We start from the raw sequence: 26,970 nt of genomic DNA, 5'->3' as shown, positions 1-26,970 counted from the left end.
CCGGCGGGTTCCCCTCAGGCGTACCGGCGGGCCAGGGTCCGCACGGTCGAGGCGATGCGGTCGCGGAGGTCCTCGGGGGCGAGGACCTCCACCTCCGCACCGAGCCCGAGGAAGGTGTCGTGGGCGTGTTCGGGCGATTCGACGGGGAGCACGGCGCGGGTCCAGCCGTCGGGTTCGGGGGTGCCGGTGGCGGCGAGTGCCCGGGCGGCGGCCCCGGTGAGCCGGGCGGCGCCGCGTGCGGAGATCCGTACGACGGCCTCGCCCTGGTGGAGCCGCCGGTGGAAGTCGGTCCGGCTCGCCCGCCAGTGCGCGGCGAGGTCGAAGCCGGCCGGGATCGCGGCCTCCTCGTCGGTGACGGTGAGGGCGAGGATCTGGTCGACGCGGTAGGTGCGCGGTCCGGGTCCGGCGACCAGGTACCAGCGGCCGGCCTTGAGCACGAGACCGTACGGTTCGAGGCGCCGGTCGACGTCGGTCGGTTCCTTCCAGCGCCGGTAGCGGACCTCCAGGACGCGTCCGGTGCGGACCGCGTCGGCGACCTCGGGCAGGAAGGGAACCTCGTCGCCCTCGTCGTACCAGCCGGGGGCGTCGATGTGGAAGCGGGCGGCGAGCCGGTCGACGTGTTCGCGCAGGGCGGCCGGGAGGGCCGTGCGGAGCTTCAGCCGGGCGTCGGCGAAGTGCGGTCCGAGTCCGAGTCCTTCGGCGGCCCCGGGCATGCCGGAGAGCACCAGCGCCTCTGCCTCCGGGGCGAACAGGCCGGTGAGCCGGGTGCGGCTGCCGGGCAGGAGCTGGTAGCCGCCGCGGTGTCCGGCGTCGCCGTAGAGGGGCACGCCGGCGGCGTGCAGCGCCTCGATGTCGCGGTAGACGGTGCGGACGGAGACCCCGAGTTCCTCGGCGAGCCGGCCGGCGGTCGTCCGGCCGCCGGTCTGGAGCAGCAGCAGGATCGACAGGAGGCGGCTGGACTTCACTGACACAAGATGTCAGTGAAGCGTTCCTACAGTCCAGCCATGGCTTTCGCAGAGAAGAACCTCCTCGCGCTGCCGCCGGTCGAGATCGCCGGGCGGCACCTGAAGCGCTACCACGTCACCTCCGGTTCCGCCGGCATCGAACCGGAGGTGGAGGAGGCGGCGTACGCGCTGCTTCCGGAGCTCCTGCCGGAGCCCGACGGCACCCCGGCGGCCGGCTTCGTGGTGCTGCACCGGGGCGGTGACAGCGGCGCGTACCTCAACGCGTACAGCTGGGTGTGGGACAACGTGCTCCACTTCGGCGGCGGGGCCGCCGGTCAGCCCGTCCTGGACTGCCCCGACACCGATCCGGCGCACTTCGTCCGGGTCGACCGGTCGTGGATCGGCTGCGTGTGGGAGCTCGCTCCGCTCGGGCACGAACGGGACGCCTGGGTGCGGCACGTGCTGGCCGCCGAGACGCCGGACCTGGCGGGTTACCTCGCGGACGCGCTGCCCTCCGGTCCGACGGGAGGCCGCGCGTGACCGCCGGAGACCAGCGCGAGGACGCTGAACCGGTCCCACGGCTCCGGACGAACCGGGTGATGGAGTTCAGCCGCGCCTGACGTAACTCGCGAGCCGGTAACGGGGGTCGGCTCGGGGGCTGTCCTGGTCCGGGAGTGCGGTCAGGGCGGCGGCGAGCGTCTCGGTCGCCGCCGGGTCGCCGTCGAACCAGGAGGCGAAGTAGCCGGCGCGCAGCTTGCGGACGGTGTCGCGCGGGGTGGCGCCCTGGCCGTGCCCGGTGAAGCGGGTGCCGGGGGCGGGGTCGAGGCCGTGGGCCGCCGCGCTCGCCGTGATCAGGTCGGCGCGGTCGGAGGCCGCGGCGGCGGAGCGGCGGGGGCGGAGGATCGCGTCGATGTCGCTGCCGACGTCGTGGGCCGCGTCCTTGTCGACGGTGACGACGAGGACGCCGCCGGGGCGGAGCACCCGGGCGGCCTCGGCCACGATGTCCGCCGCGAAGGGGACGAGGTGCAGCAGCCACACGGCCGTGACGGCGTCCAGGGAGGCGTCGGGCAGCGGCAGCCGCCGGGCGTCGGCGCGTACGGCGCGTCCGGGGGCGCGGCCCGCGGCGACCCGCGCCATGGCGTGGGCGGCGTCGGCCCCGTAGACGCGGAGACCGGGCCGGCCGAGGCGTTCGGTGACGAGGCCGGTGCCGCAGGCGAGGTCGAGGAGGGTGCGGGCGCCGGGCGGCACGAGGCGGAGGACGGCCTCGGCGGCCGCCTCCGCGCGGGGCACGCCGCCGCGGGTCCGGTCGTAGTGCGCTGCCTCTGCCTCGTAGTCGAGCACGGTCTCCGCCATGCCCGCGATCCTAACGATCGGTCAGTTCGCGCCGTGGCCCGGGGCGATCCGTTCGACGCGGTCGGCGAGTTCGAAGTCCTTCTCGGTGACGGCGCCGTCGGCGGAGTGGGTGCTGACGGCGACGGCGACCGTGTTGTAGCCGAGGGTGAGGTCCGAGTGGTGGTCGAGCTCCTGCTGGATCTGCGCCACGTGGACGACGAGCGCGGTGGCCGCGAAGTGGTCGCCGAGCCGGTAGGTCCGGGTGAGCCGGTCCGCGTCGACGGACCAGCCGGGAAGCTCCCGCAGGCGGTCCTCGATCTCCTTCTGCGACAGCGGCTGTGTGGGCACGGCGGTGCTCCCTCCGGTCGGGTGGTGCGCGGGGTGACGGTCAGGGGCCCCGGGGGAAAGCTACCCGGCGTCCCCCTCTGGGATACCGTCTGGCCATGACGACTGTCGCGACCGACACGGGCGTGGGGACGCTGCTGCGCGGATGGCGTGAGCAGCGACGGCTGAGCCAGCTGGAGCTGGCGCTGCGTGCGGACTCCTCGGCGCGGCACATCTCGTTCGTGGAGACGGGCCGCTCCCGGCCGAGCGAGGACATGGTCCTGAAGCTCGCCGAGCACCTGGACGTGCCGGTGCGCGACCGGAACGCGCTGCTGCTGGCGGCGGGTTACGCGCCCCGGTACGCGGAGTCGCCGCTGGACGCGCCCCGCCTGGAGACGCTGCGCTGGGGCATCCAGCAGCTGCTCGACGGATACGAGCCGTATCCGGCGCTCGTGGTCGACGGCACGTACACGGTGGTGGCGGCCAACCGGGGGATCGAACTGCTGCTCGGCGGCCTTCCGGAGCATCTGCTGACGCCGCCGATGAACGCCATGCGGCTCACCCTGCACCCGGAGGGCCTGGCGCCCCGCATCCGGAACCTGCGGGAATGGCGGGGCCACCTCCTCGCCCAGATGGACCGTCAGATCGCGCTGGCCCGTTCGGAGCCGCTGCGGGAGCTGTACGAGGAGGTGGCGGCGTATCCGCTGCCGGAGCGGATCGACCCGGAGGACCGTCCGGACGCGGAGCCGTACCCGTACTTCGCGCTGCCGCTGCGGATCGAGCACGAGGGCCGGGTGCTGTCGTTCGTGTCGTCGATCTCGACGTTCAACACGCCGATGGACGTGACCGTCGCCGAGCTGGCCATCGAGACGTTCCTCCCGGCCGACCCGGAGACGGTCGCGTACCTGCGGTCTCTCGCCGCGTCGCCGTCGGGCGGCTGAGCCTCAGCGGGCCGCGGACGCGGCGGCCCTGAGGGCGGCCCACTGGAGTCCGGCGAAGCCGGCGACGGTGGCGGCCTGCATCGGGGTCCACAGGAGTCCGGCGGTGGTCGGCTCCAGCCAGGCGACGAGGGCGACGACGCTGAGGACGGCCCAGATCACGTTGGCGTCGACGACGAGCTTCACGGCGAGGGCCGGGGGCTGCGGCCGGCTCGCGAGCCAGGCGACGCCCGCGGCGAACGCGGTGAGGAAGAGGCCGAGTTCGAGGAGCAGCCCCGCGTCGACGCCGAGGAGTTCGCCGAGGGGGCCGGAGGCGGCGAGGTAGGCGATCCCGTTGGCTCCGGTGACGACGGCGTCGAGGGCGAGGAAGCGGCGCACCGCGGACTGGGGCCGGGTGGTGCGGGCGAGGCCGGCGAGCAGGGTCTGGGACATGGCGGTTCACCCTCCATGGGGGACGTTCGTGCTGGTGGTGGGCCCGGAGCCCGAGCGGAGTGCGCCGCCCGGGTTCCGGTGTCCATGAGCATGCCGGGCGGTGCGCGGGGGGTCGATTACGCCCGAGGTAATGCCGGAGGCCGTGAGGGAGGTCGTGACGGTCTCCGGACAGCCGTGCCGCCGGTCCGCCGGGGTGAGTAGTCTTCGCGCCGGGGTGGCCGGAACCGGGGCCCCGAAGGGGGAGAACGCGCATGGCGTGGAACAGGGAACGGGCCGGCATGGTGGCCACCGGGGACGATCACAAGGTGACGCCCGCGGAGCTCTTCTTCGACCTGGTGTTCGTGTACGCGATCACGCAGGTCACCGCACTGATGGCGGAGGCGCCCTCGCCGCAGCGGATGGTGGGCGCGATGGTCGTGCTCGCTCTGCTGTGGTGGTGCTGGTGCGCCTTCGCCTGGCTGGGCAATGTCGTACGGGCCGATTCCGGCGCCCTGTTCGGCGTTCTCGTCACCGTCATGGCCGTCGTCCTGATCGTGTCCTTCGCCGTGCCCAGGGTCTTCGCACACGGACCGGTCGGGCTGTCGGCACCGCTGGTGTTCGTGCTCTGTTACGGCGCCGTACGCATCCTGCACCTGACCTCGTACTGGCTCTCCAGCCCCGGGGACACCGCGCTGCGGGTCACCCTGCGCCGTACGGCCCTGGCGTCCGTGCTGCCGCCGCTGGTGCTGCTGCTGATCGGCTGCGCGTACGACGGCCGGGTCCAACTCCTGTGGTGGCTGGGGGCGGTGGCCGTCGACTACGGCGGGATCTACGTCACCGGCTCCTCCGGCTGGCGGGTCAACTCCCCCGGGCACTTCGCCGAGCGCCACGGTCTGATCGTGATCATCGCGCTCGGCGAGTCCATCGTGGCGATGGGCGTCGGCGTGTCCGGCTTCCCGCTCACGTACGCCGTCCTCGGCGCCTCGGCGGCCGGCCTGCTGCTCTCGGCCGGGCTGTGGCGGCTGTACTTCCGTCAGCTCGGCGAGGCCGCCGAGCACCGCCTCACCGGGCTCGACGGCGACGACCGCACCCGCTTCGCGCGGGACGTCTACACGTTCCTGCACCTGCCGCTGGTCGCGGGGGTCGTGCTCTGCGCGCTCGGGATGAAGAAGGTCCTCCAGCAGGTCGCGGACACCGGGCACTACGGCCTCGCGGAGCCCCTGCACGGGGCGGTGGCCTGGTCACTGACCGGGGGTGTCGGCGTCTACCTGATCGGCGCCGCCGCGATCGTGCTGCGCACCTCGGGGCGGCGGCCGACCGCCCTGGCCGTGGGCGGGGTCTGCTGCCTGGCGGCGGGCCCGCTGGTCGGCCTCGTCCCCGCCCTGGTGGCCCTCACGGTCCTCGCCGCGACGGCGGCGGTCCTCGTGGGCCTGCACACCCGGCGGAGCGGGCGGACCTTCACAGCGGTGGAGGCGGCCTGACGGGGTGACCGGGGCGCGGGTACGGGGTACGGCCGCGGGCACGCATGCCGTGGCGCGGGCCGCGGTGTGCGGGGCCGTGCCGGTGACGGTCGGCGGGGCCCGGGCGGCGGTGGGCTTCTCGCTGCCGGCCGACGAGGAGGGGCGTCTGGAGGAGACGGCCCTGCGGCTGCGGGGGCGGCTCGAACGGGTGCTGACGGACCATGCCCTCGTGGTGCGGGCCTGACGCCGGGCCGCCTGGTCAGTACGCGGCGCGGCGGGCGGGTGAGCGGGGGCGGGAGCCGGTGCCGGGACGGAGGGTGTCGAGGGGGTCGGAGGCCGGGCCGGACGCGGGTCCGGCGGACCGATCGGGGCTGGTGTTCCGGTCGGTCGAGGTCATCGGATCAGCCTCGTACGTCCGGACGCCCGTCTGCAATCGGGTTATCCCCCGGGCCCGCGCGTGCCGTCCGACGGCCTCCCGGAGACGCGCTCCGGGGAGGCCGGACCCGGAGGTCAGCGGAGGGGGCCCTCCCGGTGTCCCGGATCCTGTCGGTGCGCGGGCGGTTCGGGCGCGGCGGCGGGCGCGGGTGCCGGGGCCGGCGTCTCGTGGACGGTGCGCTCCGTGCGGCGGGCGCGGGAGGCCTCGGCGCGCAGAAGGGCCTTCAGGACGGCGTACGGGTCGACGGGCATGACGGAACTCCTCGTGGTGCGGGGGGGTGAGGTGACTGCGGGGAGGCGGGGCCTCTCAGCAGCGCATCACCTCGCACCGGAGCGCGTCGCCGTGCGGGGCGGGTGCGGGGGCGGGGGCCGGATGCCGGTGGCCCCGGGGCCCGTGGGCCCGGGGTCCGGGCCCGGCGGGGCGCAGACCCGTGCCGGGCCGCCGGGTCCGGCCGGGAAGTCCGGCCTCGGTGCCGGCCGGGTCGTGGGTCTCGCCGCCCGGGTCGGAGGCCGGGGCGGCCGCCGAGGCGCGCGTCTCGGCGACCGGGAGCGCGGTGGCGGCCCCGGCGCCGAACAGCGCGGCGAGGACGAGGAGGAGCGCGATCCACCGGTGCCGGCCCCGGTCCGGGCGCGCCCGGCGCCCCGCCGGGGTGGCGGGCGCGGCGGGCGTGGGACGCGCGGGGCTCATGGAGATCCGTACTGCCCCGCCGTGCGCCCGGCACGGCGCCCCCGGCCCGAGATCCGCCCGGGCGGCCTACGCGCCCGCCCCCGGATTCACCCCCTGGGCGGCAGCGCGCTGCTTGCGGGCGGCCATCCAGGCGTAGACGAGCACGCCGACGAAGAGGAACAGGACGCCCTGGTAGACGGCGGCGTAGCCGGAGCCGGCGACCAGCCAGAGGGAGAAGCCGAAGGCGGCGACGGCGAGGACGCCGTCGCGGGCGAGCCGCGCCCGGGACACCTTCTCGGACTGCCCCGAGAGCAGGAAGTAGATCTGCGCGGCCGTGGACAGCAGGTAGGGCACGGTGGCGGTGAACGTGGTGACGAGGACGAGGATCTCGAAGACGCCCTTCGTGCCGGCCGTGTAGTTGTAGACCGTCAGGAGCGAGGCGAGGACGACGGTGACGAGGACGCCGGCCGTCGGCACCCCGCGCCGCTTGACCGTGAAGACCTTCGGGAAGAGTCCGTCGCGGGCTGCGGCGTAGGGGGCCTGGGCGCTCAGCAGGGTCCAGCCGTTGAGGGCGCCGAGGATGCTGACCATGGCCATGCAGGCCACGACGGTGCCGCCCCAGGAGCCGCCGAACATGGCGTTCGTGGCGTCGGAGAAGGGTGCGGTGGAGGTGACCAGCTCGTCGTGGGCGACGGTGCCGAAGACGGAGAGGGTGCCGAGCAGGTAGACGGCGGCGGCGCCGAGGGTGCCGAGGACGGTGGCGCGCCCGACGTTGCGGCGGGGGTCGCGGACCTCGCCGGCGCTGACGGCGGCGGACTCGACGCCGAGGTAGCTGAAGAGCAGGATCGCGGCGGAGGCGGAGACGGCGCCGAGCGCGCTCCCCCCGCTCGGGTGGAACGGCCCGAGGTTGGCGCTGTCGAAGAAGAACAGGCCGCCGACGGCGACGAGGATCAGCGGGACGAACTTGAGGACGGTCGCGACGATCTGCACGGCGCCGACGTAACGGGTGCCGGCCAGGTTGGCGAGCGCGGGCAGCCACTGGAAGGCCAGGGCGGCGGCGATGGCGGCGGGCTTGGACGCGTGGACGGGCACGAGGACGTCGAGGTAGCCGACGGCGGCGACGGCGAGGGCGGCGTTGGAGACCCAGGCGGTGATCCAGTACGACCAGGCGGCGAGGAAGCCGGCGAAGTCGCCGAAGGCGGCGCGGGCGTAGACGTAGGGTCCGCCGGTCCGCGGCAGGCGGTGGGCGAGCCGGCCGAAGACGAGGGCGAGGGCGATCGCGCCGAGGGTGAGGACGCCGAAGGCGACGAGGCTGATCGTGCCGTAGGGGGCGACGGAGGCGGGGAGGAGGAAGATTCCGCCGCCGATGATGTTGCCCATGACCAGGGCCGTCGCGACCGGGAGCCCGAAGCGTCGGGTGTGCCGGGTGTCCTCCTGCTGTGCCGCGTCCCGCTGTGGAGTTGTGGTGGCCGTGCTCATGGGGTGGTGCGCCTTCCGTCGTACAAATCCGGACCATCGTCCGGTAACGGCGAACAGGCGTCCAAATCAGCGGTTTTTGTCCGGTGTGACCGGGCCATCAACCGCAAGAAGTGATTCCGAAGCGTCCTCGGACGGGGAAATCTCCAGGGGGCCCAGCGGTACCTGCGGACCCGAGGACTCGCGCAGCCAGCGCCGCAGCACCCGGTGCACCTGCTCCGCCCCCACCAGCTCCTCCCCCGCGCCGACCGGCGGCGAGAGGTCCGGCGGCGACAGCAGGAAGGCGTGCGACTGCTCGCCGCCGAGACCGCCGTGCGAGCCGATCTGCTCCTCGAAGGCGTGCACGGTACCCGTCGCCGGGTCGTACATGGAGTTGACCATGATGTCGGCGACGTGCGGGAACCCGTCCGTGCGCCGCACCGCCCGCGCCGCGCCCGGCCCGAAGACCGCGAGCGGCCCGTCGTCCGCGAGCTCGGCCACCGGCACCTCCGCCCCGTCGCGGGACAGCACCACCGAGCCGTGCTCGGCGCTCGCCACGAGCACGAAGCCGACCCCCGGATGGTGCGCGAGGGTCCGCAGCAGCGCCGGATGGCGGCGGTCGATCTCCTCCCGGGTCATCCGGTGCGGCACGTCGGGGAAGGAGACGAGCCCCAGGTTCCCCGAGGCGAGGACCACCGGCTCGGAGGGCCGGGCGGGCAGCTCCCGCGCCGTCTCGCCGCTCTCGTCCACCGTCCGGTGCAGCGCGCTGCGCAGCGCGTCCCTGGCCGCGTCCCGCGCCTCCGACCCTCCCCCAGACTCCGTCCGGGGGTGCCCCCAGCGGGTACGTCGCACCCGGCGCGGCACCGGGAGCCCGCACCCCGCCCGTACAAGGTCCTTGAGGGTCAGCCCGTACGCCGACTCGAACGTCTCGCCGGGGCTCTGCCCGTGGTCGGAGAGGAGCACGATCCGGTACGGGCGGGGGGCGTGCTCGGCGACCGTGGCGATGAGCGCGATCGCCCGGTCCAGGCGCTTCAGGACCTGGTCGGTGTCCCGGCCGTGCGGTCCCGAGTGGTGGGCCACCTCGTCGTACGCGACGAGGTCGGCGTAGACCGCGGTCCGCCCGGCCAGCATGTCCCCCATGACGGCGGAGACCACGACGTCCCGCTCGACGACCGTCGCGAAGGCGCGGACGAAGGGGTACGTGCCGCCGCGCGAGACCCTCGGGGTCTCACGGCGCAGCCGCGCCCGGGTCGACTGGTACATCTCCCGGAAGCACTCGGTGACGAGCGATCCGGCGGTGCGGACGGCGTTGGCCGGGTCGGAGAAGTACGCGAAGTAGCCGGCCCGGGAGCGGTTGCGGCGGCCGCGCCGGGCGGCCACCGACAGGACCAGGGCGAGCTGGTCGGCCCCGCCGCTGAAGAGGTTCCCCCGGGAGGCCCCGTCCAGGGTGAGGAGACCGGCGTCGCCGGTGCGGCGCACGGCCCGGCGCTGGAGCTCGACGGCGCTCGCCGGGCGGTTCGACACCATGATCCGGCCGGTGTCCTTCTCGTACCAGCGGAAGGCGGGCACGTCCTCGTTGGAGCCGTGCAGGATGCCGAGCTGGCTGGCGCCGGTCTGGCTGGACCAGTCCGTGCGCCAGGGGGTGAGCCGGTGGCCGGCGTCCAGCCAGCCCGCGACGGTCGGCATGAGGCCGTCGGCGACGGCGCCGCGCAGCACGTGGTGGCCGACGCCGTCGAGCTGGAGGAACACCGTGCCGGGCACGGCCCCCTCCGTGTCGCCGGGATCGCGGGGGCGGGTGCGGCCGGTGAGCCGGTAGAGCCGGCGCCGGTAGGCGTCGTCGTCACGGACGGCGAGGGCGGTGGAGGTCGCGGAGGCGACCGCGGACATCACGGCGGCGACCACGACGGCGGTCTCGGGGTTCGCGGCACCGCGGCCGTCGGGGATCAGCCACAGCGCGACGAGCAGCAGCGAGCCGTTGAGGAAGAAGCCGAGCAGACCGAGGACGAGGGCCGGGACGAGCAGCAGGGCCCGCACGATCAGCGGCCACACGAGCGCGCCGAGCAGACCGAAGGCGCCCGCGGCCCAGGCGGCGGTGAGCGCGGTCCTGGTGAAGCTGTCGCCGTCGGCGGACTGGAGCTGGAAGTCGGGGAGCAGCCCGGCGAGGAGGAGCAGGGTGAGTGTGGCCACCGCCCACACGACGACCATCCGCCACAGCGCTCTGCCCGCGGACCGCCAGCGGTCGGCGCCACCCCATCGCCCGTCACCCACGCCCGCATCACCTTTCGCCCGTTTCCTGCCTCAAGCGTGGCACAACGGCCACGATCGGGCGGGGCTCAGGATCCGTCGTATCCGGCCGTGGGCATCGAGAGGCGACGGTGGACCCCCGCCTTCGCCGCCGTGTCGTACGGGGGTTCGTCAAGTCCGACGGTCTCCACCCGCACACCGCGCCGCTCGCACTCGGCGCGGAAGCCCGGCACGGAGGCCAGCGCGCGGGCGAGGACCCGCTCGCTGGGGGCCACGAAAAGGTCCACCGTGCCGGCCTCCACGTCGGCCCACAGCTCCGCGTGGTCCGGGCGGATTCCGTAACAGAACAGCTGGCGGGCGAGCACGTACCCCTTGTCGAGGGCCCATCGGGCGCACAGCGCGTGCTGTCCGCGCGTGTCGACAAGGAAGGGGTCGCTGTCCAGCTCTTCGAGCGGGGTGAGGCTGGCGATCGCCGCCACCCGAACGTCGTCCATGGGCCGACCCTACTGCCGGAAGGTGACGCCCGAACATCCTCCGGAGCATGCTCCGGACATTTACTCTCGTTACGGAACGAGCACGGACGACCGAGAGCAGAAGGGCGGCATGCCGGTGGAGGTCACCTGGTGGGGGCACGCGACCTGCACGGTCGAGGACTCCGGGGTCCGCTTCCTCACCGATCCGCTGTTCGCGCGGCGGCTCGCGCACCTGCGCCGCCGGCGCGGCGCCCTGCCGCCGCCCGAGGCCGCCCGCGCCGAGGCCGTCCTCGTCTCGCACCTGCACGCCGACCACCTCCACCTCCCCTCGCTCGCCCAGCTCCCGCCGGGGACGCGGGTCCTCGTGCCGCGCGGCGCGCCCGCCGCCGTACCGGGGCTGCGCAGGCTCGACCGGGGCGGGCTGCGGCTGACCGAGGTGGAGCCGGGCGACGCGGTGACGGTGGAGGGCGTGACGGTACGGGCCGTCCCGGCGCTCCACGACGGGCGGCGGCTGCCGGTCGGGCCGCACCGCTCCCCCGCGCTCGGGTACGTCGTCGAGGGCGAGGCGCGCACGTACTTCGCCGGGGACACCGGCCTGTTCGACGGCATGGCGGACGCGGTGGGCCCGGTGGACGTGGCCCTGCTGCCGGTCGGCGGCTGGGGACCGTACCTCGGGCACGGTCACCTGGACGCGGGCCGGGCGGCCGAGGCGCTCGCCGCGCTGTCGCCGGCGGCGGCGGTGCCGGTGCACTACGGCACGTACTGGCCGATCGGGCTCGACGGGGTCCGGCCGCACGAGTTCCACGCGCCGGGCGACGAGTTCGTCCGCCACGCGGCCCGGCTCGCACCGAAGGTGGCGGTCCACCTCCTCGCCCACGGCGACCGGGTGCGGCCGGAGGTCGCCCGGTGATCGGTGGGCTCACCGGCATGGTCACGGCGGTGCGGGAGCTGCCGCCGGAGTCGACACAGCAGGCGGTCGGCTACCCCTCGCTCTTCCTGCTCGTGGCGCTCGGCGCGCTGGTGCCGGTGGTACCGACGGGCGCGATCGTCAGTTCGGCGGCGGTGGTCGCCTTCCACCAGTCCTCGCCGTTCTCGCTGCTCTACGTCTTCCTGGTGTCGGCGTCCGCCGCGTTCCTCGGGGACACGGCGCTCTACTGGCTCGGGCAGCGCGGGGTCCGCTCCCGCAACGGCTCGCGGTGGCTCGCCGCGCTGCGGTCCCGGGTGACGCCGGACCGGCTCGCGCACGCGCAGGAACGGCTCGACACGCACCAGGTGTCGGTGCTCGTGCTGTCCCGGCTCGTGCCGGCCGGGCGGATCCCGGTGATGCTGGCGTGCCTGCTCGCGGAGATGCCGCTGCGCCGCTTCGCCCGGGGCGACATCGCCGCGTGCCTGGCGTGGGCGGCGACGTACCAGCTGATCGGGATCCTGGGCGGTTCGCTCTTCCCGGAGCCCTGGCAGGGAGTCGTGGCGGCGGTGGGCCTGACGGTGCTCGTCAGCGCGGCCCCGGCGCTGTGGCGGCGGGTCCGGGGCACTCCCGGCAAGGCCCCGTCAGGGCACCAGCACCCGTGAGGCGCCGACCGGCAGGTCCCACAGGTCCTCGCGGGGCAGACCGGCCTTCTCCCAGGCGGCCCTGACGCGGGTGAGGGGTTCGAGAACGGGCTCGGAGGACAGCACGAACGTGGCCCAGTGCATGGGCGCCATCCGCCGTGCGCCGAGGTCCTGGTGGGCGCGGACCGCCTCCTCGGGATCGGTGTGGACGTCGCTGAGCCACCAGCGGGGGTCGTAGGCGCCGATCGGAAGCAGCGCCAGGTCGATGCCGGGATAGCGGCGGCCGATCTCGCCGAACCAGTGGCCGTACCCGGTGTCCCCGGCGAAGTGGACCCGGCGCCCGGTCCGGTCGGTGAGCACCCAGCCGCCCCACAGCGACCGGCAGGTGTCCAGGAGGGTGCGCTTGGACCAGTGGTGCGCGGGGACGAAGTCGAAGCGGACGCCGTCGAGTTCGGCCGCCTCCCACCAGTCGAGCTCGGTGACGCGGCTGAAGCGGCGGCGGGTGAACCAGCGGCCGAGCCCGGCCGGGACGAAGACCGGGGTGTGCCGGGGCAGCCGTCTGAGGGTGGGGCCGTCGAGGTGGTCGAAGTGGTTGTGGCTGATGACGACGGCGTCGACGGGCGGCAGGTCCTCCCAGCGGACCCCGACCGGGGTGAGCCGGGCCGGCGTGCCGAAGATGCGGCGGGACCAGACCGGGTCGGTGAGGACGGTGAGTCCGCCGACGCGCAGGATCCAGCTGGCGTGCCCGGCCCAGGTGACGGCGAGGGTGTCGGGTCCCGCGGTCGGCAGCGGGCCTGGTTCGAAGGGCAGCAGGGGGATGTCGCGGAGCCCCTCGGGGCGGGGGCGTACGGCTCCTTCGCGGGCGAGGCGGGCCAGGGCCCGGACGCCGGGGAGGGGCGCGGTGAGCCGGTCGGCGAAGGTGCGGGGCCAGTCGTGCCGCAGCCTGCCGAGGGGCTGGACGACGGGGGCGGGGACGGGGGGCGCGCCCTGGCCGGGGTGGTACGGGGCCTGTCCGGCCCGGGCGGGGGGTGCCGTCCGTTCGGTCATCTGCGGACTCCGTTCCGCTCGTGCTCGGCGCTGCGTGGAGTGGCCGTGGGATGCCTGCGTACGCCCGGGGTCGTAGTCGTCGCGGCCGTCGTCGCCGTGGTTGCCGTCGTCGCCGTGGCCGTAGCGGTTGCCTTCACCGTCATCGGAGTTCCTCCAGGGCTCCCCCGAATTCCTCCAACGCACGTACCACATGGGGCGGTTCCACCGGGTCCTCCGCCGCGAGGGTCTCGGCGCGCTCCTCCTCGCCGGCGCCCAGGAACATGCCGGTGCCGAACCTGACGCGCAGTGCGCCCAGTTCGTCGCCGAACCGGTGGCCGCCGGTCGCCGGGGCGCCGAGCCGCGCGGTGAGGTGGCTCTCCAGTTCCAGGGAGTCGGTGACGCCCCGGGCGGCGAGCCCGGCGCGCAGCGGGCCGAGGTCCGCGTAGAGGTGGCGGCCGGCCTGCGGGGGCCGGGCGAGGGCTCCGGCTGCGAGGACGGTGCGGTGCGCGGCTCCGGCGAGGCGGCCGTGGACGCCGGCGGCTCGCCGGGCCCGTTCGGTGACGTCCTCGGGTTCGTCGAGGGCGTGGGCCATGGCCGGGGCCACGGGGCCGGGGACGACGGCCCCGAGCGCGGTGAGCACGTCGAGCACGCGGGCCCTGCGGTCGGTCCAGCGGTCGGCGCGGGACGGGTCGGTGGGCGGGAAGCGGGCGACGGCACAGGGCCAGGCGGCGGGGGTGAGGGCACCGCCGAGGTCGGCGAGGACGGTGACGTCGTCGGGGCACATCTCGGCGGGGCTGAGGAGCACGGTGTCGCGCGGGTGGTGGAGGGTGTCGCGCCAGGTCTCGTCGCTGATGACGTGGAGGCCCTCGGCGACCGCGGCCTCGCAGGCCTCGCGCACCAGTTCGGGCGCGGCGACGGTGGCGGTGGGGTCGTCGGCGACGGAGAGGAGCAGGACGCGGGGGTCGCCGCCCTCGGCGCGGATCCGCCGGACGGTCTCCAGGAGGGCGTACGGGTCGGGGACGCCGCCCGCCTCGGCGGGCGTGGGCACGTGGTAGGCGGGGCGGCCGAGGAGCCGGGCCTGCGGGGTCCACCAGGCGGGACAGGGGCGGGGCAGCAGGAGGTCGCCGCCGTGGGCGGCGAGCAGGGCGAGGAGGAGTGCGGGGGCGCCGGGGGCGGCCACCACGTCCTCGGGGTGGGTACGCAGGCCGCGGCGCCACCAGTAGCCGGCGGCGGCCTCGCGCAGGACGGGCCCGCCGCCGGGCGGCTCGGGGGCGGTCCGCCCGGCGGCGGCGGCCAGGAGCGCGGCGAGCCCGGGCAGGACGGGGAGGCCGGTGTCGGGTGCGGGAGGCCCGTAGCGCACCGGGCCGCGGCCTTCCGGAGCCGTCTGCCGCATGTCCCGTACCTCCTGAGCGCGCGGGGGCGCCGGGCAGGCGCCTCCGTGCCCTTTATACGAAGGTTCGAGCGTTTCCGCCCCTTCAAGTGCCCCGTTCCGGGAATGCGCCCCTCCCGTCAGCACTCGACCGGCGGTTCGGTTTCGGCCATGTTCCCACAGGTAACTCCCGTAAAAGTAACGGCAGTTGCTAGGTTCCCTCGCAACGCGGACAGCAGGGGGCGGGACGCATGCCGAGGTACGCCGAACCATCCGGAGCAGACCCGTCGCACCTGACCGTCGGGGCGGGGAGATGAGTACACCCACGCCCGGCGCCACACAGCTGCCGGGCCAGGGGCGCGCTCCCGCTACACCGGCCTTCCCGACCCCGGCGGCCCAGCAGTCACCGGCCCCTCCCGGCGCGGCGGCGGCCCCGCCGACGGGCACACAGGGGCCGCCGCCCATGCCTCCGCCCGCCCCGCCCGTGGGCCCCATCGTGGTGAACGGCGTCCTCGACGTCACCCCCACGCACCTGTACCAGGTCACGGACGCGCTCGCCGTCGAGCAGCACTCGTTCCACACCGTGGCCGACCAGCTGGTGCAGGCGCTCGCCTCCTACACGCGGGTGGGCGGCAAGGGGAGCGCGGCGGTGGAGTTCTCCCAGGAGTACCTGGCGCTGGTCGGGATCTTCCTGGAGATCCACGCGAAGACGGTGGTCGCCATCGGCGGAGCCGCCGTCGGCTTCAACGAGACGGCCAACAACTTCGCCGCCGCGGACGCCGCCACCCATCCGCAGGCGCCGCCGTTCACGCCCCGGGGGCAGCCCGCCATCAGGTTCTCGGAGCCGCAGTACGGGCCTGTCACTCCCCTCGGCGACAGCGGCGCGAACCCCGTCGACGACTTCCTCGACGTGCTGGACGGCACGATCGCCGGGGACGTCGTCCGCGCGGCCGTCGAGCACGCCCTCCGGGCCGGCCGGGCGCTGGAGATCCTGCCGCTGCCCAACTACCTGCACGTCCGCGACGTCGCCCACATCTGGCGCAACTACGTCTTCACCGCGGGCATGGTCGACGGGCAGCTGATCCAGACCGTCGCCTCCGTCACGGACACGTCGCAGGGACCGTGGTACGACGCGATGCGCTGGTTCTGCAGCTCGCTCTGGGGCACCACGAGCTGGGGGCAGCCCCGGTTCGGCAACTCGTGGGCGCACGACACCTCGACCGGCGGCGGCATGAACCATCCCGTGCTCGGGGTCCTGACGAAGACCGCGTCGGAGCTCGACAAGGCGCTCGTGGAGTACGCCAGGGCCGCGGAGGCGGTACGCACCACCCTGCGGAACATCCTCCACAAGGCGATCACGGACGCCCTGCAGGTCATCGACCCCGACAAGAGCATCTGGGACAACATCAAGAAGGTGGCCTCGGCGCTGGGCACCCTCGGCGTGCAGGTCCTCACCCAGATCCTGGCCAACATCGACGTCTCCAAGGTCAACGCCGCCATCGACGACTACGAGTTCGTGATCCGGAACCAGAAGGGGGTCATCAGCGCCCAGCGCGAGGCCCTGGAGGAGGCGCGCCGCTCCGTCCCCACCTTCCAGTCGCAGATGGCCCGAGCCGAGGCGTTCGGCGCCCGGGCCCTGTTCGAGTTCAGCCCGAAGTTCCTGCCGATCGACGAGAACGCCCAGACGACGAAGCGCCGCTATCCGATCGAGCTGGCGTCGATGGAGGGGGTCGGCGACGCCCACACCATCGACAAGCACGTCGGCCTGACCCCCGACCAGCTCGCCGCGCGGCTGCGCGACCAGGCGAAGCCCGGAGGCGGCCTCCAGGCCCCGGCCTCCACCTTCGAGAACCTCTATTCGGCGCAGAGGTTCACCCAGGCCGCGCTCGACGACACGCAGATGGGCAGGAAGATCAACGCATGGCTGAAGAACCAGCGGGACAGGTGGGCGGCGGACCAGGAACGGATAGCCCGGGGGGAACCCTCGACCTACGACCCGGCGACCAGCATCTACAACGACGACTTCGCCTTCCAGGAGGTCACCGGGACGTCCCTGTCCGTCGGTGACACCGCCCCGCAAGAGGTCAAGGGCATCCACTTCATGCTCAGATTCGACCCGACCACCCAGCAGTTCGTCGTCATGAGCTCCTACCCGAACCCGGCCCGTACGTAATATGCGACCCGTGACCGATCACAGCGAAGCGCTCTTCGACGCCGGACCGATCGGCAGGGTGCTCGACCTGGCGATCCTCGCCCAGGCACCCGACGGGCCGCGTCTCGAAGACCAGTTGGACCGCTTCTGCCGCGTCGTCCGCGACTCCTCCGTGGCGTCCTGGGTCATGCCGCTGGCCGCCGTGTCCGCGCTGCTCGACCAGCTCGCCGACCTGGTGGCCGAGGCGGGAACCGCCTCCCTGCCGGCCTTCGCGCGCGACAAGCTGGCCCGTGCCGCGGGCGACGACTGGCCCGTGGTCGACCTGCTGCGCTTCCTGGCCGACTACACCCGGGACGAGGACTCCGAGCCGTCGCCGGACCCGTCGCGCCTTCCCGAGTCGTCCTGGGAGATCTGGATCCGCTACTCGACGATCAACATGTTCTCGGCGCCCTTCGTGTCGGGCGAGTACACGGTGGCGGAGGCCGCGCGGGCCTCGGTCGCCGGCCGGCACCCCGAGGAGTGCCACACGCTGACGGCCGCCCTGGCCGGTGAGATCCAGAGCGCCCTGCTCGCCTACCGCACCCCGGCGGAGCTCGACGCCAACCTGGGTTTCTCCATCCCCTGGGCGACCCACGGCACGCTGAAGGAGCTGCTGCGGGCGGTCCTCGACCACTTCGCCGAGGCACACGGAGACGGAACGGAGGGAACGACATGGTGACCGGCGCCGACCTGGACGTGTCCGACGAGGACCTCGACCGGCTCGCGGGCGAACTGGACGCGATGCAGCAGCACCTGGACGGCCAGGTGAGGCGGATGGACGCGCTCGTCGACCGGGCCGAGGCCCGCTGGAGGAGCGAGGCCGCCACCGCGTACCGCGCGGTGCACCGCAGGGTGGCCGAGGACGCCGTACGCATCAGGGAGATCCTCGCCGTGCTCGAACAGGCCGTCCGGTTCAGCCGCGACGGGTTCACCCGGCAGGAGCTGGACACGCTCCAGCGCCTGCGCAGGGCCCAGCAGTCGGTGGACGTCGCCGCCGAGGCCCGGGACCTGTCGGGCGACGGCCCGCCGGACGCCGCCCCGAACAGCAGGATCCTCGGCATCTAGACCGGCCCGGCATCCACGTCAGGACAGGAGGACCGCACCATGCAGGACGGCTCCATATCCGTCGACCTCGGCGCGCTGCGCGACATCGCGAACGAGCTGGAGGACATCCTCGGCAAGCTGAACGCGCGTCTCGAAGACCTCTACGCCCGCACCGAGCCGATCGTCCTCGCCTGGAAGGGAGAGGCACGCAGCGCCTTCGTCGACGAACTCGACGCGTGGGACCGCCAGATGCAGGACCTCCAGGCCGCCCAGACGTGGCTGCACTCCCTCGTCAGCACCGGACACGCGAACTACTCCGCCGCGCAGCAGGCCTCGGTCCGCGGCTGGACGGGAGGCTGACATGACCACCGAGAGCACCCTCCCCAGCTCGGCCGCCCGGGCGAACAGGGCCGCGAGCTACCCGGACCGGGAGACCGCGCAGTGGGCCACGCAGCAGGTGGTCACCCGCAACGAGCAGGTGATCCACCAGTGGCTCGCCCAGGACATCCGGCGTCGCCTGACCATCGAGGCCGCCTGGCCCTCCCGGACCGAACCCGTGGGCCACGTCCTGCTCCAGGCGATGATGCTCGCGGGGCAGGAGCCCCTCGGCGTACGGGCCGCGCGCGTCGTGCTGAAGCGGGACCCGGAGGCCCGGAACGGCTTCACCGTGCACGCCACCTTCCCGATCTACCTCTAGAGGCTCCCCATGTCGCTGAAGCCCGCCGAGCACGACCGGAAGTACGGCGAACTCGACCAGGTCCTCCGCGCCCACCTCGGGTGCGGCCCCCGCGCACCGCACGCCCTCACCGGGTACCTCCGCCACACCTGGCGCACCCGCCCCTGGGCGATCGCCGTCGCCGAGCAGCAGCTCCGCGACTACGCCGCGAACCCGCCGGGCCGACTGCGCGTGCGCCTCGGCGAGTTCTACGCGCCGCCGGACCTCGGGCTGCCCGACGAGGAGCTCCACGACTGGCTGGTGCAGCTCGCCGACCGCCTCGCGGAGAACCTGGAGAGCGGCCAGGCCCCGCCGCCCTCACCGCCCGTCACCCGCTGGGAATGGCACGCCCGCTTCCCCGAGCTCGCCCAGCTCCTCGGCGGCTGGTTCTCCCAGGACATGCCCGACGAGTTCGCCGACCACGCCTCGGCGCTCGCCGACTACCTCGACGGCACCGACCCGGGCCTGGTCGCCCGGCTGACGGGAGAACTGCACGACCTGCTCGCCCTCCCCCTGGAGGAGGGCGGGCTCGTCCTCGGCCTCGCCGAGCTCGGCATGGAGGTGGACCCGCCGGCCCCCTACACCCCCGGCGCCTGGATCAGCGCGCTGGCCGCCCGGATGCGCGCCACCGGCTGAGGGCGAACACCGGTTGAGGGCGGCCACCGGTTTGGGCCGCCACCGGTTGAGGGCGAACACCGATTGAGGGCCTCAACCGATTGGCGGCCGCCACCGGCGGCGGCCGGGGCACAATGCGGCATGCCCCTCCGTGAAGCTCTTCCCGAAGACGCCGCCGCCCTCGCGGCCGTGCACGTGCGGTCCTGGCAGGCCGCCTACCGCGACCTGGTCCCCGGTCCGTACCTCGACGCCCTGGACGTCGAAGAGCGTGCCGCCGTCTGGCACGCCCGTCTCACCGCCCCGGACCGGCCATCGGTGCTCGTCGCGACGGACGACGGCGGGCGGCCGGTCGCGTTCTCCTGCTTCCGGGCCTGCCGCGACGAGGAGTTCGCGCCCGGGACCACGGCCGAGCTCGCCGCGCTGTACGCCCTGCCGGAGGTCTGGGGCACGGGCGTCGGGCGAGCGCTCCTGTCGGCGTCCACCGAGGCGCTCGTCGCGGGCGGGTTCCGGTCGGCGGTGCTGTGGGTGTTCGCGGGCAACGCGCGGGGGCGGAGGTTCTACGAGGCCGCGGGCTGGCGGGCGGACGGCACCTCGGCGCGGGAGGAGACGGGCGGCCGGGTCCTGGAGGAACTCCGGTATCGGCGCACGCTGTTCAGCTGACGGGGCCGCCCGCCGACTGTCCACATCTCAAGACATGGGTCTCATCATTCGGCCACGATGCGTACGGTGGAGGCACGCACCCACACCGAGGGAGTCGCTTCGATGACGCACGCCTCCGCGCAGCCCGCGGCCCACGAGACCGCCGTCTACACGCACGGCCACCACGAGTCCGTCCTGCGCTCGCACACCTGGCGGACCGCCGCCAACTCCGCCGCCTACCTGCTGCCCGAACTGCACAAGGGCCTGGACGTGCTGGACGTGGGCTGCGGCCCCGGCACCATCACCGCCGACCTGGCCGCGCTGGTCGCGCCGGGCCGGGTGACGGCGGTCGACGCGGCCGAGGACGTCCTGGCGAAGGCCCGCGCGGTGGCGACCGAACGCGGCCTGGAGAACGTCGAGTTCGCGGTCGCCGACGTCCACGCCCTGGACTTCCCCGACGACTCCTTCGACGTCGTCCACGCCCACCAGGTGCTGCAGCACGTCGGCGACCCGGTCCAGGCCCTGCGCGAGATGCGACGGGTGTGCCGGCCCGGCGGGGTCGTCGCGGCCCGCGACAGCGACTACGGGGCCTTCGCCTGGTACCCCGAGCGGCCCGCCCTGGACGGGTGGCTGGACCTGTACCACCGGGTCGCCCGCGCCAACGGCGGCGAACCGGACGCGGGACGGCGGCTGTTCTCCTGGGCCCGCCGGGCCGGCTTCACCGAGATCACGACGACGGCCGGGACCTGGTGCTTCGCCACCCCCGGGGAGCGCGCGTGGTGGAGCGGTCTGTGGGCGGACCGTACGACCTCCTCCGGCTACGCCGACCTGGCCGTCGACGGCGGGCACGCGACCGCCGGCGAACTGGCGTCGATCGCGGAGGCCTGGCGGGAGTGGGGCGAGCAGGACGACGCCTGGTTCATGGTCCCGCACGGCGAGATCCTGTGCCGGGTGCCGTGATCGCCGAGTGTCCCGATCTCCTGGTGTCCTGATCCCCTCGTGTCCTATGCCCTCGCGTCCTGATCGACGGACGCCCCGCCCCCCTTCCGCCCCGTGGCCCTCCCCGCATCCCCGGCGCGGAGGGCCACGGGGCGTCGGCGTCTCAGCTCGGGCGCATCCGGAACTCGTAGGCGTCCGGCAGTGGTTCGTCGGTGAGCTCCGCCCAGACCTCACCGAGGATCTCCGCTCCCTCGCGCAGGTCCGCGACCTCGAAGCCCGCGTCGAAGACGGCACGTGCCTCGCCCGGCCTTCCCTCGGCGAGCAGGATCCGGATCTCCAGGAAGCGGAAGGCGCCCCTCGTCCGGACCTCGTCCGGCAGCCGCGCCCACAGCTCCCGGGCACGGCCGGCCCGGCCCGTGGCGAGCAGCGCCGTCGCGGCCTCTCGCCCGAGGGCGGCCGCCACGACCGCGCCGCCTTCGTGGCCCTCGTGGTCGGCGAAGGCCTCCTCGAACCGCTCCGCGGCCCGTTCCGGGTGGCCGTCCTCCCGGTCGGCGACGGCCAGGCAGTACAGCAGCGGCCAGCGCACCTCGGCCCTGCGCAGTCCGCGCTCCCAGCTCCGTACCGCCTGGGCCCGGTCCCCGGCGTGCCACTGGGCGACGCCGAGGTGGTACTCGGTGGACGGATCGGCCGGGGCGGTCTCCAGCATGTCCCGCCAGGGGGCGGCGACCAGCGGCGCGCCGGGTCCCGCGCCCTTCGCCGGGGGCGGCAGGACGCCGGTGCGCAGGAGTTCCCGCCACGGTTCCTGGTCCGGGCCGAGCGTCGACTCGGGGAAGGGCGTGCCCGGCAAGGCGTAACCCCCGCGCAGGACTTCGAGGGCTCCCCAGCCGGATCCCGCCGCGAGGACGGTCTCCGGCTCGGCGTCGGCCGCGCCCTCCCGCCAGGCGGCGTACGCGGCGTCGACGGCGGCTCGGGGCAGCGCGGCTTCGAGGTTCCCCTCGACGTCCGCGCGGGCCGCCGTCCAGTCGTCGCCGAGCGCCGTGCCGGGGTCGGCGGCAAGCGGTCCGTACGCCTCCAGCCAGCTGAACTCCGCCTCGCCCGCGAGCTCCAGGTGTTCCAGCTGGGTGCGGGCGAGTCCGGCCTGTATCTCGGCGTAGCCGGGGGTGCCGGGTTCGGTCAGCCACTCCTGCCAGCGCCGGCCGCCGCGCTCTGTGCCCCAGAGGAAGAGCTTGCGGCCGCGCAGCGGGTCGGTGGAGGTCTGGACGAGCCCGTGGCCGGCCGCGTCGAGGGCGGCGATCCAGCGGCGCTGCCCGTCGGGCAGGTCGTAGAAGAAGTCGGCGGCGTGGGAGCCGTTCAGCGGGTACGAGCGGTCGGTGCCGTCCTCGGTGACGGGCACGGGGAGCCGGTTCAGGCCGCGTTCGTAGCCGTGGTGCCAGGCCGCGTCGGCGGGCGCGAGGACCCTGCGCTCCTCGGGGACGGCGATGTTGGACCACCAGTAGGCGGGGACGGTCCGCTCGTGGGGGTTGCGGATGCGGACGCCGACGTACAGGAAGTCGGAGTCCTCCGGGAGCCACAGGTCGACCTGGAAGGGCAGGTCGCGCAGGCGCTCCCACTCCCACAGGCGGAGCATCGGGCCGCCGTCGGGGGCGGGCACGGTCGCCGCGTGGAGGGGCGAGCAGGAGAGCGTGGTGTGGCCGGTGGCCCCGATGTTCCACTCGATGCCGCCGGAGAACCAGGCGCCGTTGAGGGCGAAGGCGGCGGGCTGGAGGACGGGGTTGCAGTAGAGGAGTTCGCGCCCGGTGGGCTTGTGGTGGAGGGAGTGGACGCGGCCGCCGAGGCCGGGCAGCACGGTCACCCGGAGCCGGTCGTTCTCGATCACGATCGCGTCGAGGTCCGCGGGGGTGCGCTCGCGGCCGTAGCCGTCGCGCACGGGGGCGGGGAGCAGGCTGCGCAGGGGCGCCCGTCCGATGCCCCGGGCCATGTCGCGCGGCAGCTCCGCGAGGGTCCGCGCGTCGACCGCGTGGGCCCCGGCTCCGGCGGGGGCCCGCAGTGCGGGGAGAGGGTTGTCCGGGCCCAACGGGGCCGCGGGCAGCGTCAGTACGGCACGTCGTACGGTCGTCATTGATCCATGGAACACGCCGGAGCCGGTCCTGACCAGGGGTTCTCCACGGTTCTCCACGTCAGGCTTCGGCAAAGGGCGCCGGGGGCCGGGGGCCGGATATTCCGGGCGGCGGCGGAGGCCGCCGCCGTAGTGTGGAGGGCCGGTCCGCCGTCGTGGCGGCCGGGGACCATGGCACAGGGAGTACGAGGAATGGGTACGCAGCACACCTACCGGGTCATCGTGCGCGGGACGTTCGACGGCCTGTCGGAGGAGAGCCGGACCCGGCTGCTCGCCGAGGTGGACGCGCACGGACTGACGGCGATGCAGTTCACGGAGGAGGGCTCGCTGACCTACGACCGGACGCTGAAGCACTTCTCGTACCGCCTGGTCGTCGTCTCGGACGCCGAGGACGGCGACGAGATGGCGGGGGCGATCGCGGAGGACCGGGTCGAGACGGCGCTCCGCGAGCTGGGCCACGGCCACAAGGCGCTGCGCTCGACGGTGACGGACCTTGACACGATGAAGATCAACTACAAGCGCTAGGGGGTGTCTTGTCGATCGAGCCCGGCCTGATCGGCAAGCCACCCCCTAGGGGGTGTCGGGCGCGGTGATCGCCCAGCGTTCGTGGTCGCGCCAGGCGCCGTCGATGTGCAGCATCGCGGGCGAGAAGCCCTCCAGGCGGAAGCCGGCGCGGCGGACGAGGGCACGGGAGGCGGTGTTGCCGGGCTGGATGTTCGCCTCCAGGCGGTGCAGTTCCAGGGGGCCGAAGGCGTGCTCCAGGACCAGTCCGAGGGCCTCGGTCAGGAGACCGCGTCCGGCGGCGTGCGTGAAGGCGCCGTAGCCGAGGGCGCCGCTGCGGAAGGCACCGCGGACGATGTTGTTGATGTTGACGAAGCCGGCGATGGCGCCGTCGGCGCGCTCGCAGACGAGGAAGCCGGCACGGGCCGGGTCCTGGATGAGCCCGCCCGCGTAGACGGCGTACCCGTCGTGCGTGCACGGCGGGAAGAGCCAGGGGCGGTGGAGCTCCCGGCTCTCGCGGGCACGGGCGGTGAACTCGTCGGCGTCGGCCGGGGAGAAGGGGCGCAGGCCCACACGGGGCCCGGAGGCGAGGTACGTACCGGGGTCGTCGAGCATACGGAGCAGGGTATGCGGCGGGGGCCCGCCGTGTTGTGGGCACGCGTACCGCCGGGGCGGAACGCGTGGGCGCACGGCGCGTGGGGCACGGCCCGCCGGAGGTGCGGGCCCGCCGGGGCTCGGGCCCCCGTCAGCGGCGGGCGTCGCGGACGCGCGGGGGGCAGGTCTCGCCCTTCCGTACGACTCCGATCATGACCGTCGTCCTCCGGTCCAGCTCCGTGCCCGCCGCCGGGTACTGGGTGCAGACCTGCCAGCGCGGCGGCCACAGCACCCGCCGGTCGCGACCGCTCACGTCGTGGACGTCGAGCCGGGTCCGGCGGTCCAGGTGGGTGAAGACCCGCCACAGACCCCCGTCGAGGAAGTCCGGCATCGGCCGGGTCCCGGCCTCGTCGACGGGATCGGCGGTCTCCTCCGCCGAGGAGGCGGCGACGGCCGCCAGCGCGAGGACCGCGCCTCCGACGACGACGGCGACCCGTCTCACTTCCGCCTCCGGGCCACGAAGGAGCAGCCGTAGGCCGCGCCGAGGAGGGCGGTCGCCAGCAGGGCCGCGTAGAGCGCCGGGGCGACTTCGGGGACCAGCGGGCGGATCCCGGCCTCGCGGGTGTTCTCGAAGATGAAGACCAGCGTGAAGACCAGCGTGAGGACCGCGACCGCGATCATCGCGATCCGGCCCGGGGTGAAGGCTCCGGCGAACCGGGACGTGTATTCGCCCGATGTCCGTGGCGTCTGCTTGGGACTCATGCCCGGCCCTCTCCTCCGTCGTGCCGTCGGTCGTACCCGGCCACAGCTGTGGGACCAGAATGGGACGAGCGGCGCCTCCCCGTGACGGCGAGGAGGGCCGAACGGGTGACTTGTCAGACAACGTGGGCCGACTACCGTGGTGCGAGGACCGGCGGAGATCGGGCCGGGAACGAGACGAGGAGGGGCCGTGGCGGTCAGCGGACAGCGGCGGCGACCGGTCGTGGCGCTCTACGAGCGGATCGCGGACGCCGTCCACGACGGCACCTACCCGCCGGGCTCCACGCTCCCCTCCGAGCCTAAGCTCGCCGCCGAGCTGGGCGTCAGCAGGCCGGCCCTGCGCGAGGCGCTGCTGCTGCTCCAGGAGGACGGCGTCCTGACGGTGCGGCGCGGGGTGGGCCGTACGGTCAACGACCGCCCGCCCCGGCGCGGCTTCGAGCACGTCCAGCCGCTGGAGGAGCTGATCGGCACGGGCGCCCCGCTGCGGGTGCGGGCGCTGCTGAGGACCTCCGAGGAGCCGACCGACTTCACCACCCAGCACCTGCTGGCCCCCGCCCGCGCCGAGCTGCGGTTCTGGGAGTCGGTCCTGACCGGGGAGGGCGCGGCGGCGGCGCTGAGCCACGAGTGGGCGGCGCCCGACGAGCTGCTCGACCGGGTGCACCCGGAGTTCGCCCGGGGCCTGCGGGAGGCGGAGGGCGGCACCGCCGAGGCGGTGTCGATGCTGGCGGTCCTGGTCGCGGCCTCGCGGGAGACGGCCCTGCACGCCCACAGCGGGATCACGGCGACGCTGCTCGGGCGGCGGCGCGGGGAGCAGCTGGGCCGCCCGGCGGACACCCCCGCGGTCCTGGTCACGCAGGTGGTGCGGGTCGGTGAGACACCGGTCCTCGCGGCGAAGCACATGCTCCCGACGGGAACGCCCGCGCTGCCGGTGCTGCAGTCGCACTGACGGCGGAGGGCCCGACCCCGACATCCCCTGCCGTGCGCCCCTGCCTCCACCCCGCGGCCCGCCGGAGAGGCGCCGACCCGACCCGCGGGGGCGAGCGCGCGCACTGCGTTCCCGGCCCTGTCAGGGGCGTCACAGCGGCCCGTACCGCCGTGGCGTACACTTCCCGGCCATGCACTTGTCTGACAACCCTGTCACGCCTGCCGCCCCTACCGTCTCCGAGTGGATCCGCCAGGCCCCCAAGGCCGTCCTCCACGACCACCTCGACGGCGGGCTCCGCCCGACGACCATCGTCGAGCTGGCGCGCGCCTGCGGCTACACCGCGCTGCCGACCGAGGACCCGGCCGAGCTCGCGGTCTGGTTCCGGGACGCCGCCGACTCCGGTTCGCTGGAGCGCTACCTGGAGACCTTCGCGCACACCTGCGCGGTCATGCAGACCCGCGAGGCGCTCACGCGCATCGCGGCCGAGTGCGCCGAGGACCTGGCCGCGGACGGCGTCGTCTACGCCGAGATCCGCTACGCCCCCGAGCAGCACCTGGAGGGCGGCCTCACCCTCGACGAGGTCGTCGTGGCGGTCAACGACGGCTTCCGTGAGGGCGAGCGCCGCGCGGGCGGCCGGATCACCGTCCGTGCGCTGCTCACCGGCATGCGCCACACCGACCGCTCGCTGGAGATCGCGGAGCTCACGGTCGCGCACCGGGACAACGGCGTGGCGGGCTTCGACATAGCGGGCGGCGAGATCGGCAACCCGCCGGCCCGCCACCTCGCGGCCTTCCAGCACCTGAAGCGGGAGAACTGCCACTACACGATCCACGCCGGCGAGGCCGTCGGCGCGGAGTCGATCCACGAGGCCGTGCAGGTCTGCGGCACCGAGCGGATCGGCCACGGCGTGCGGATCACCGACGACATCGCCGAGGACGGCACCCTGGGCCGGCTCGCCTCGTACGTCCGGGACAACCGCATCGCCCTGGAGGTCTGCCCGACGTCCAACCTCCAGACGGGCGCCGCGAAGGACTACGCCTCGCACCCGATCGACGAGCTGCGCCGCCTCGGCTTCCGGATCACGCTGAACACGGACAACCGGCTGGTGTCCGGCACCACCATGAGCGAGGAGTTCCAGCACATGGTGGACGCCTTCGGTTACGGGCCCGAGGTCTTCGAGGAGTTCACCGTCGCCGCCCTGGAGGCCGCCTTCCTGCCGCTGCCGGAGCGGCAGCGGCTCGTCGACGAGGTCGTCCGCCCGGGGTACGCGGCGCTGTAGGCCCGGCCGGTCCGTCCGGATCGCTTC

The 26,970-nt window shown here is 74.3% G+C and carries 33 protein-coding genes; 17 read left to right on the top strand and 16 right to left on the bottom strand.

Annotated elements, in window-relative coordinates:
• Positions 1-14: 14 nt before the first annotated feature.
• A complete protein-coding gene (locus tag ACN9MM_RS31705) occupies positions 15-965 on the bottom strand; it encodes a helix-turn-helix transcriptional regulator (protein ID WP_426367145.1) in 951 nt (316 codons plus the stop codon).
• Positions 966-1,004: 39 nt separating this feature from the next.
• Between ACN9MM_RS31705 and ACN9MM_RS31700 the strand changes: the two genes are divergently transcribed.
• Positions 1,005-1,484: a hypothetical protein gene (locus tag ACN9MM_RS31700; protein WP_426367144.1), complete on the top strand. Its 480-nt coding sequence runs from the start codon at positions 1,005-1,007 to the stop codon at positions 1,482-1,484.
• A gap of 66 nt (positions 1,485-1,550) precedes the next feature.
• Here the strand turns inward: ACN9MM_RS31700 and ACN9MM_RS31695 are convergent, their stop codons facing one another.
• Positions 1,551-2,285 carry a class I SAM-dependent methyltransferase gene (locus ACN9MM_RS31695; RefSeq protein WP_426368873.1) on the bottom strand — a complete coding sequence of 245 codons (735 nt, stop codon included), beginning with the start codon at positions 2,283-2,285 and terminating at the stop codon, positions 1,551-1,553.
• A gap of 33 nt (positions 2,286-2,318) precedes the next feature.
• A complete protein-coding gene (locus ACN9MM_RS31690; RefSeq protein WP_426367143.1) occupies positions 2,319-2,624 on the bottom strand; it encodes a 4a-hydroxytetrahydrobiopterin dehydratase in 306 nt (101 codons plus the stop codon).
• Between the two features lie 95 nt (positions 2,625-2,719).
• Between ACN9MM_RS31690 and ACN9MM_RS31685 the strand changes: the two genes are divergently transcribed.
• Positions 2,720-3,541 carry a helix-turn-helix domain-containing protein gene (locus ACN9MM_RS31685; RefSeq protein WP_426367142.1) on the top strand — a complete coding sequence of 274 codons (822 nt, stop codon included), beginning with the start codon at positions 2,720-2,722 and terminating at the stop codon, positions 3,539-3,541.
• Between the two features lie 3 nt (positions 3,542-3,544).
• Here ACN9MM_RS31685 and ACN9MM_RS31680 read toward each other — a convergent pair whose 3' ends face one another.
• Positions 3,545-3,970 (bottom strand): hypothetical protein, encoded by a 426-nt coding sequence (locus ACN9MM_RS31680; protein WP_426367141.1) that lies wholly within the window; start codon positions 3,968-3,970, stop codon positions 3,545-3,547.
• A 251-nt stretch (positions 3,971-4,221) separates the two neighbouring features.
• On the opposite strand from ACN9MM_RS31680, the gene ACN9MM_RS31675 reads away from it, so the two are divergent.
• Together ACN9MM_RS31675 and ACN9MM_RS31670 are read left to right on the top strand one after the other, a co-directional pair.
• Positions 4,222-5,430: a low temperature requirement protein A gene (locus ACN9MM_RS31675; RefSeq protein WP_426367140.1), complete on the top strand. Its 1,209-nt coding sequence runs from the start codon at positions 4,222-4,224 to the stop codon at positions 5,428-5,430.
• A 4-nt stretch (positions 5,431-5,434) separates the two neighbouring features.
• Positions 5,435-5,653, top strand: a complete 219-nt coding sequence (locus tag ACN9MM_RS31670; RefSeq protein ID WP_426367139.1) for a hypothetical protein — start codon at positions 5,435-5,437, stop codon at positions 5,651-5,653.
• Between the two features lie 15 nt (positions 5,654-5,668).
• Here ACN9MM_RS31670 and ACN9MM_RS31665 read toward each other — a convergent pair whose 3' ends face one another.
• From ACN9MM_RS31665 to ACN9MM_RS31640, 6 genes are all read right to left on the bottom strand, one after another.
• Positions 5,669-5,806 carry a hypothetical protein gene (locus ACN9MM_RS31665; RefSeq protein WP_426367138.1) on the bottom strand — a complete coding sequence of 46 codons (138 nt, stop codon included), beginning with the start codon at positions 5,804-5,806 and terminating at the stop codon, positions 5,669-5,671.
• A 113-nt stretch (positions 5,807-5,919) separates the two neighbouring features.
• A complete protein-coding gene (locus ACN9MM_RS31660; protein ID WP_426367137.1) occupies positions 5,920-6,096 on the bottom strand; it encodes a hypothetical protein in 177 nt (58 codons plus the stop codon).
• A 55-nt stretch (positions 6,097-6,151) separates the two neighbouring features.
• Entirely contained in the window at positions 6,152-6,532 is a 381-nt protein-coding gene (locus ACN9MM_RS31655) for a hypothetical protein (RefSeq protein ID WP_426367136.1), read from the bottom strand.
• Positions 6,533-6,598: 66 nt separating this feature from the next.
• Positions 6,599-7,990: an amino acid permease gene (locus ACN9MM_RS31650; protein ID WP_426367135.1), complete on the bottom strand. Its 1,392-nt coding sequence runs from the start codon at positions 7,988-7,990 to the stop codon at positions 6,599-6,601.
• Positions 7,991-8,056: 66 nt separating this feature from the next.
• Complete coding sequence (locus tag ACN9MM_RS31645; protein WP_426368872.1) at positions 8,057-10,171, bottom strand: phage holin family protein; 2,115 nt, start codon at positions 10,169-10,171, stop codon at positions 8,057-8,059.
• 128 nt (positions 10,172-10,299) lie between these two features.
• The gene (locus ACN9MM_RS31640; RefSeq protein ID WP_426367134.1) at positions 10,300-10,704 is read right to left on the bottom strand and encodes a hypothetical protein; all 405 of its coding nucleotides are present in this window, start codon (positions 10,702-10,704) and stop codon (positions 10,300-10,302) included.
• Positions 10,705-10,813: 109 nt separating this feature from the next.
• Here ACN9MM_RS31640 and ACN9MM_RS31635 point away from each other — a divergent pair, with 109 nt between their 5' ends.
• On the top strand, positions 10,814-11,593 hold the full coding sequence (locus ACN9MM_RS31635; protein WP_383694879.1) for an MBL fold metallo-hydrolase: 780 nt from the start codon (positions 10,814-10,816) through the stop codon (positions 11,591-11,593).
• Positions 11,594-11,610: 17 nt separating this feature from the next.
• Positions 11,611-12,252 carry a DedA family protein gene (locus ACN9MM_RS31630; RefSeq protein WP_426368871.1) on the top strand — a complete coding sequence of 214 codons (642 nt, stop codon included), beginning with the start codon at positions 11,611-11,613 and terminating at the stop codon, positions 12,250-12,252.
• On the opposite strand, the gene ACN9MM_RS31625 is transcribed toward ACN9MM_RS31630, so the two are convergent.
• Positions 12,232-13,278 carry an MBL fold metallo-hydrolase gene (locus ACN9MM_RS31625; RefSeq protein ID WP_426367133.1) on the bottom strand — a complete coding sequence of 349 codons (1,047 nt, stop codon included), beginning with the start codon at positions 13,276-13,278 and terminating at the stop codon, positions 12,232-12,234. The two genes, ACN9MM_RS31630 and ACN9MM_RS31625, sit on opposite strands and share 21 nt — an antisense overlap.
• Positions 13,279-13,417: 139 nt before the next feature.
• Positions 13,418-14,650, bottom strand: coding sequence for an aminotransferase class I/II-fold pyridoxal phosphate-dependent enzyme (locus ACN9MM_RS31620; RefSeq protein WP_426367131.1), 1,233 nt, complete (start codon positions 14,648-14,650; stop codon positions 13,418-13,420).
• A 439-nt stretch (positions 14,651-15,089) separates the two neighbouring features.
• On the opposite strand from ACN9MM_RS31620, the gene ACN9MM_RS31615 reads away from it, so the two are divergent.
• From ACN9MM_RS31615 to ACN9MM_RS31580, 8 genes are all read left to right on the top strand, one after another.
• Entirely contained in the window at positions 15,090-16,799 is a 1,710-nt protein-coding gene (locus ACN9MM_RS31615; RefSeq protein WP_426367130.1) for an RNase A-like domain-containing protein, read from the top strand.
• A gap of 10 nt (positions 16,800-16,809) precedes the next feature.
• On the top strand, positions 16,810-17,496 hold the full coding sequence (locus ACN9MM_RS31610) for a hypothetical protein (RefSeq protein ID WP_426367129.1): 687 nt from the start codon (positions 16,810-16,812) through the stop codon (positions 17,494-17,496).
• Positions 17,490-17,882 carry a WXG100 family type VII secretion target gene (locus ACN9MM_RS31605; protein ID WP_426367128.1) on the top strand — a complete coding sequence of 131 codons (393 nt, stop codon included), beginning with the start codon at positions 17,490-17,492 and terminating at the stop codon, positions 17,880-17,882. The genes ACN9MM_RS31610 and ACN9MM_RS31605 overlap by 7 nt, the downstream gene beginning before the upstream one ends.
• 39 nt (positions 17,883-17,921) lie before the next feature.
• Positions 17,922-18,221 carry a WXG100 family type VII secretion target gene (locus tag ACN9MM_RS31600; RefSeq protein WP_426367127.1) on the top strand — a complete coding sequence of 100 codons (300 nt, stop codon included), beginning with the start codon at positions 17,922-17,924 and terminating at the stop codon, positions 18,219-18,221.
• Position 18,222: 1 nt separating this feature from the next.
• The gene (locus ACN9MM_RS31595; protein ID WP_426367125.1) at positions 18,223-18,558 is read left to right on the top strand and encodes an RNase A-like domain-containing protein; all 336 of its coding nucleotides are present in this window, start codon (positions 18,223-18,225) and stop codon (positions 18,556-18,558) included.
• A 9-nt stretch (positions 18,559-18,567) separates the two neighbouring features.
• Positions 18,568-19,212 carry a contact-dependent growth inhibition system immunity protein gene (locus tag ACN9MM_RS31590; protein WP_426367124.1) on the top strand — a complete coding sequence of 215 codons (645 nt, stop codon included), beginning with the start codon at positions 18,568-18,570 and terminating at the stop codon, positions 19,210-19,212.
• A gap of 120 nt (positions 19,213-19,332) precedes the next feature.
• Positions 19,333-19,851 carry a GNAT family N-acetyltransferase gene (locus tag ACN9MM_RS31585; RefSeq protein ID WP_426367123.1) on the top strand — a complete coding sequence of 173 codons (519 nt, stop codon included), beginning with the start codon at positions 19,333-19,335 and terminating at the stop codon, positions 19,849-19,851.
• Positions 19,852-19,953: 102 nt separating this feature from the next.
• Positions 19,954-20,790: a methyltransferase domain-containing protein gene (locus ACN9MM_RS31580; protein ID WP_426367122.1), complete on the top strand. Its 837-nt coding sequence runs from the start codon at positions 19,954-19,956 to the stop codon at positions 20,788-20,790.
• Positions 20,791-20,932: 142 nt separating this feature from the next.
• Here the strand turns inward: ACN9MM_RS31580 and ACN9MM_RS31575 are convergent, their stop codons facing one another.
• A complete protein-coding gene (locus ACN9MM_RS31575; RefSeq protein WP_426367121.1) occupies positions 20,933-22,888 on the bottom strand; it encodes a DUF5107 domain-containing protein in 1,956 nt (651 codons plus the stop codon).
• Positions 22,889-23,077: 189 nt separating this feature from the next.
• Between ACN9MM_RS31575 and ACN9MM_RS31570 the strand changes: the two genes are divergently transcribed.
• Positions 23,078-23,410: a DUF6204 family protein gene (locus ACN9MM_RS31570; RefSeq protein ID WP_426367120.1), complete on the top strand. Its 333-nt coding sequence runs from the start codon at positions 23,078-23,080 to the stop codon at positions 23,408-23,410.
• Between the two features lie 45 nt (positions 23,411-23,455).
• Here the strand turns inward: ACN9MM_RS31570 and ACN9MM_RS31565 are convergent, their stop codons facing one another.
• The 3 genes from ACN9MM_RS31565 to ACN9MM_RS31555 all read right to left on the bottom strand — a co-directional run bounded on the left by ACN9MM_RS31565 (position 23,456) and on the right by ACN9MM_RS31555 (position 24,742).
• A complete protein-coding gene (locus tag ACN9MM_RS31565) occupies positions 23,456-24,001 on the bottom strand; it encodes a GNAT family N-acetyltransferase (RefSeq protein ID WP_426367119.1) in 546 nt (181 codons plus the stop codon).
• Between the two features lie 130 nt (positions 24,002-24,131).
• Positions 24,132-24,482, bottom strand: coding sequence for a hypothetical protein (locus ACN9MM_RS31560; RefSeq protein WP_426367117.1), 351 nt, complete (start codon positions 24,480-24,482; stop codon positions 24,132-24,134).
• Positions 24,479-24,742 carry a DUF1049 domain-containing protein gene (locus ACN9MM_RS31555; protein ID WP_426367116.1) on the bottom strand — a complete coding sequence of 88 codons (264 nt, stop codon included), beginning with the start codon at positions 24,740-24,742 and terminating at the stop codon, positions 24,479-24,481. The genes ACN9MM_RS31560 and ACN9MM_RS31555 overlap by 4 nt, the downstream gene beginning before the upstream one ends.
• 187 nt (positions 24,743-24,929) lie before the next feature.
• Between ACN9MM_RS31555 and ACN9MM_RS31550 the strand changes: the two genes are divergently transcribed.
• Together ACN9MM_RS31550 and ACN9MM_RS31545 are read left to right on the top strand one after the other, a co-directional pair.
• Positions 24,930-25,685, top strand: coding sequence for a GntR family transcriptional regulator (locus ACN9MM_RS31550; protein WP_426367115.1), 756 nt, complete (start codon positions 24,930-24,932; stop codon positions 25,683-25,685).
• Between the two features lie 169 nt (positions 25,686-25,854).
• Positions 25,855-26,943 carry an adenosine deaminase gene (locus tag ACN9MM_RS31545; RefSeq protein ID WP_426367114.1) on the top strand — a complete coding sequence of 363 codons (1,089 nt, stop codon included), beginning with the start codon at positions 25,855-25,857 and terminating at the stop codon, positions 26,941-26,943.
• Positions 26,944-26,970: the final 27 nt, after the last annotated feature.

The organism is Streptomyces sp. E-08, assembly GCF_049913095.1.
Taxonomy (GTDB): Bacteria; Actinomycetota; Actinomycetes; order Streptomycetales; family Streptomycetaceae; genus Streptomyces.
This window is presented reverse-complemented; position numbering and strand designations above follow the sequence as displayed.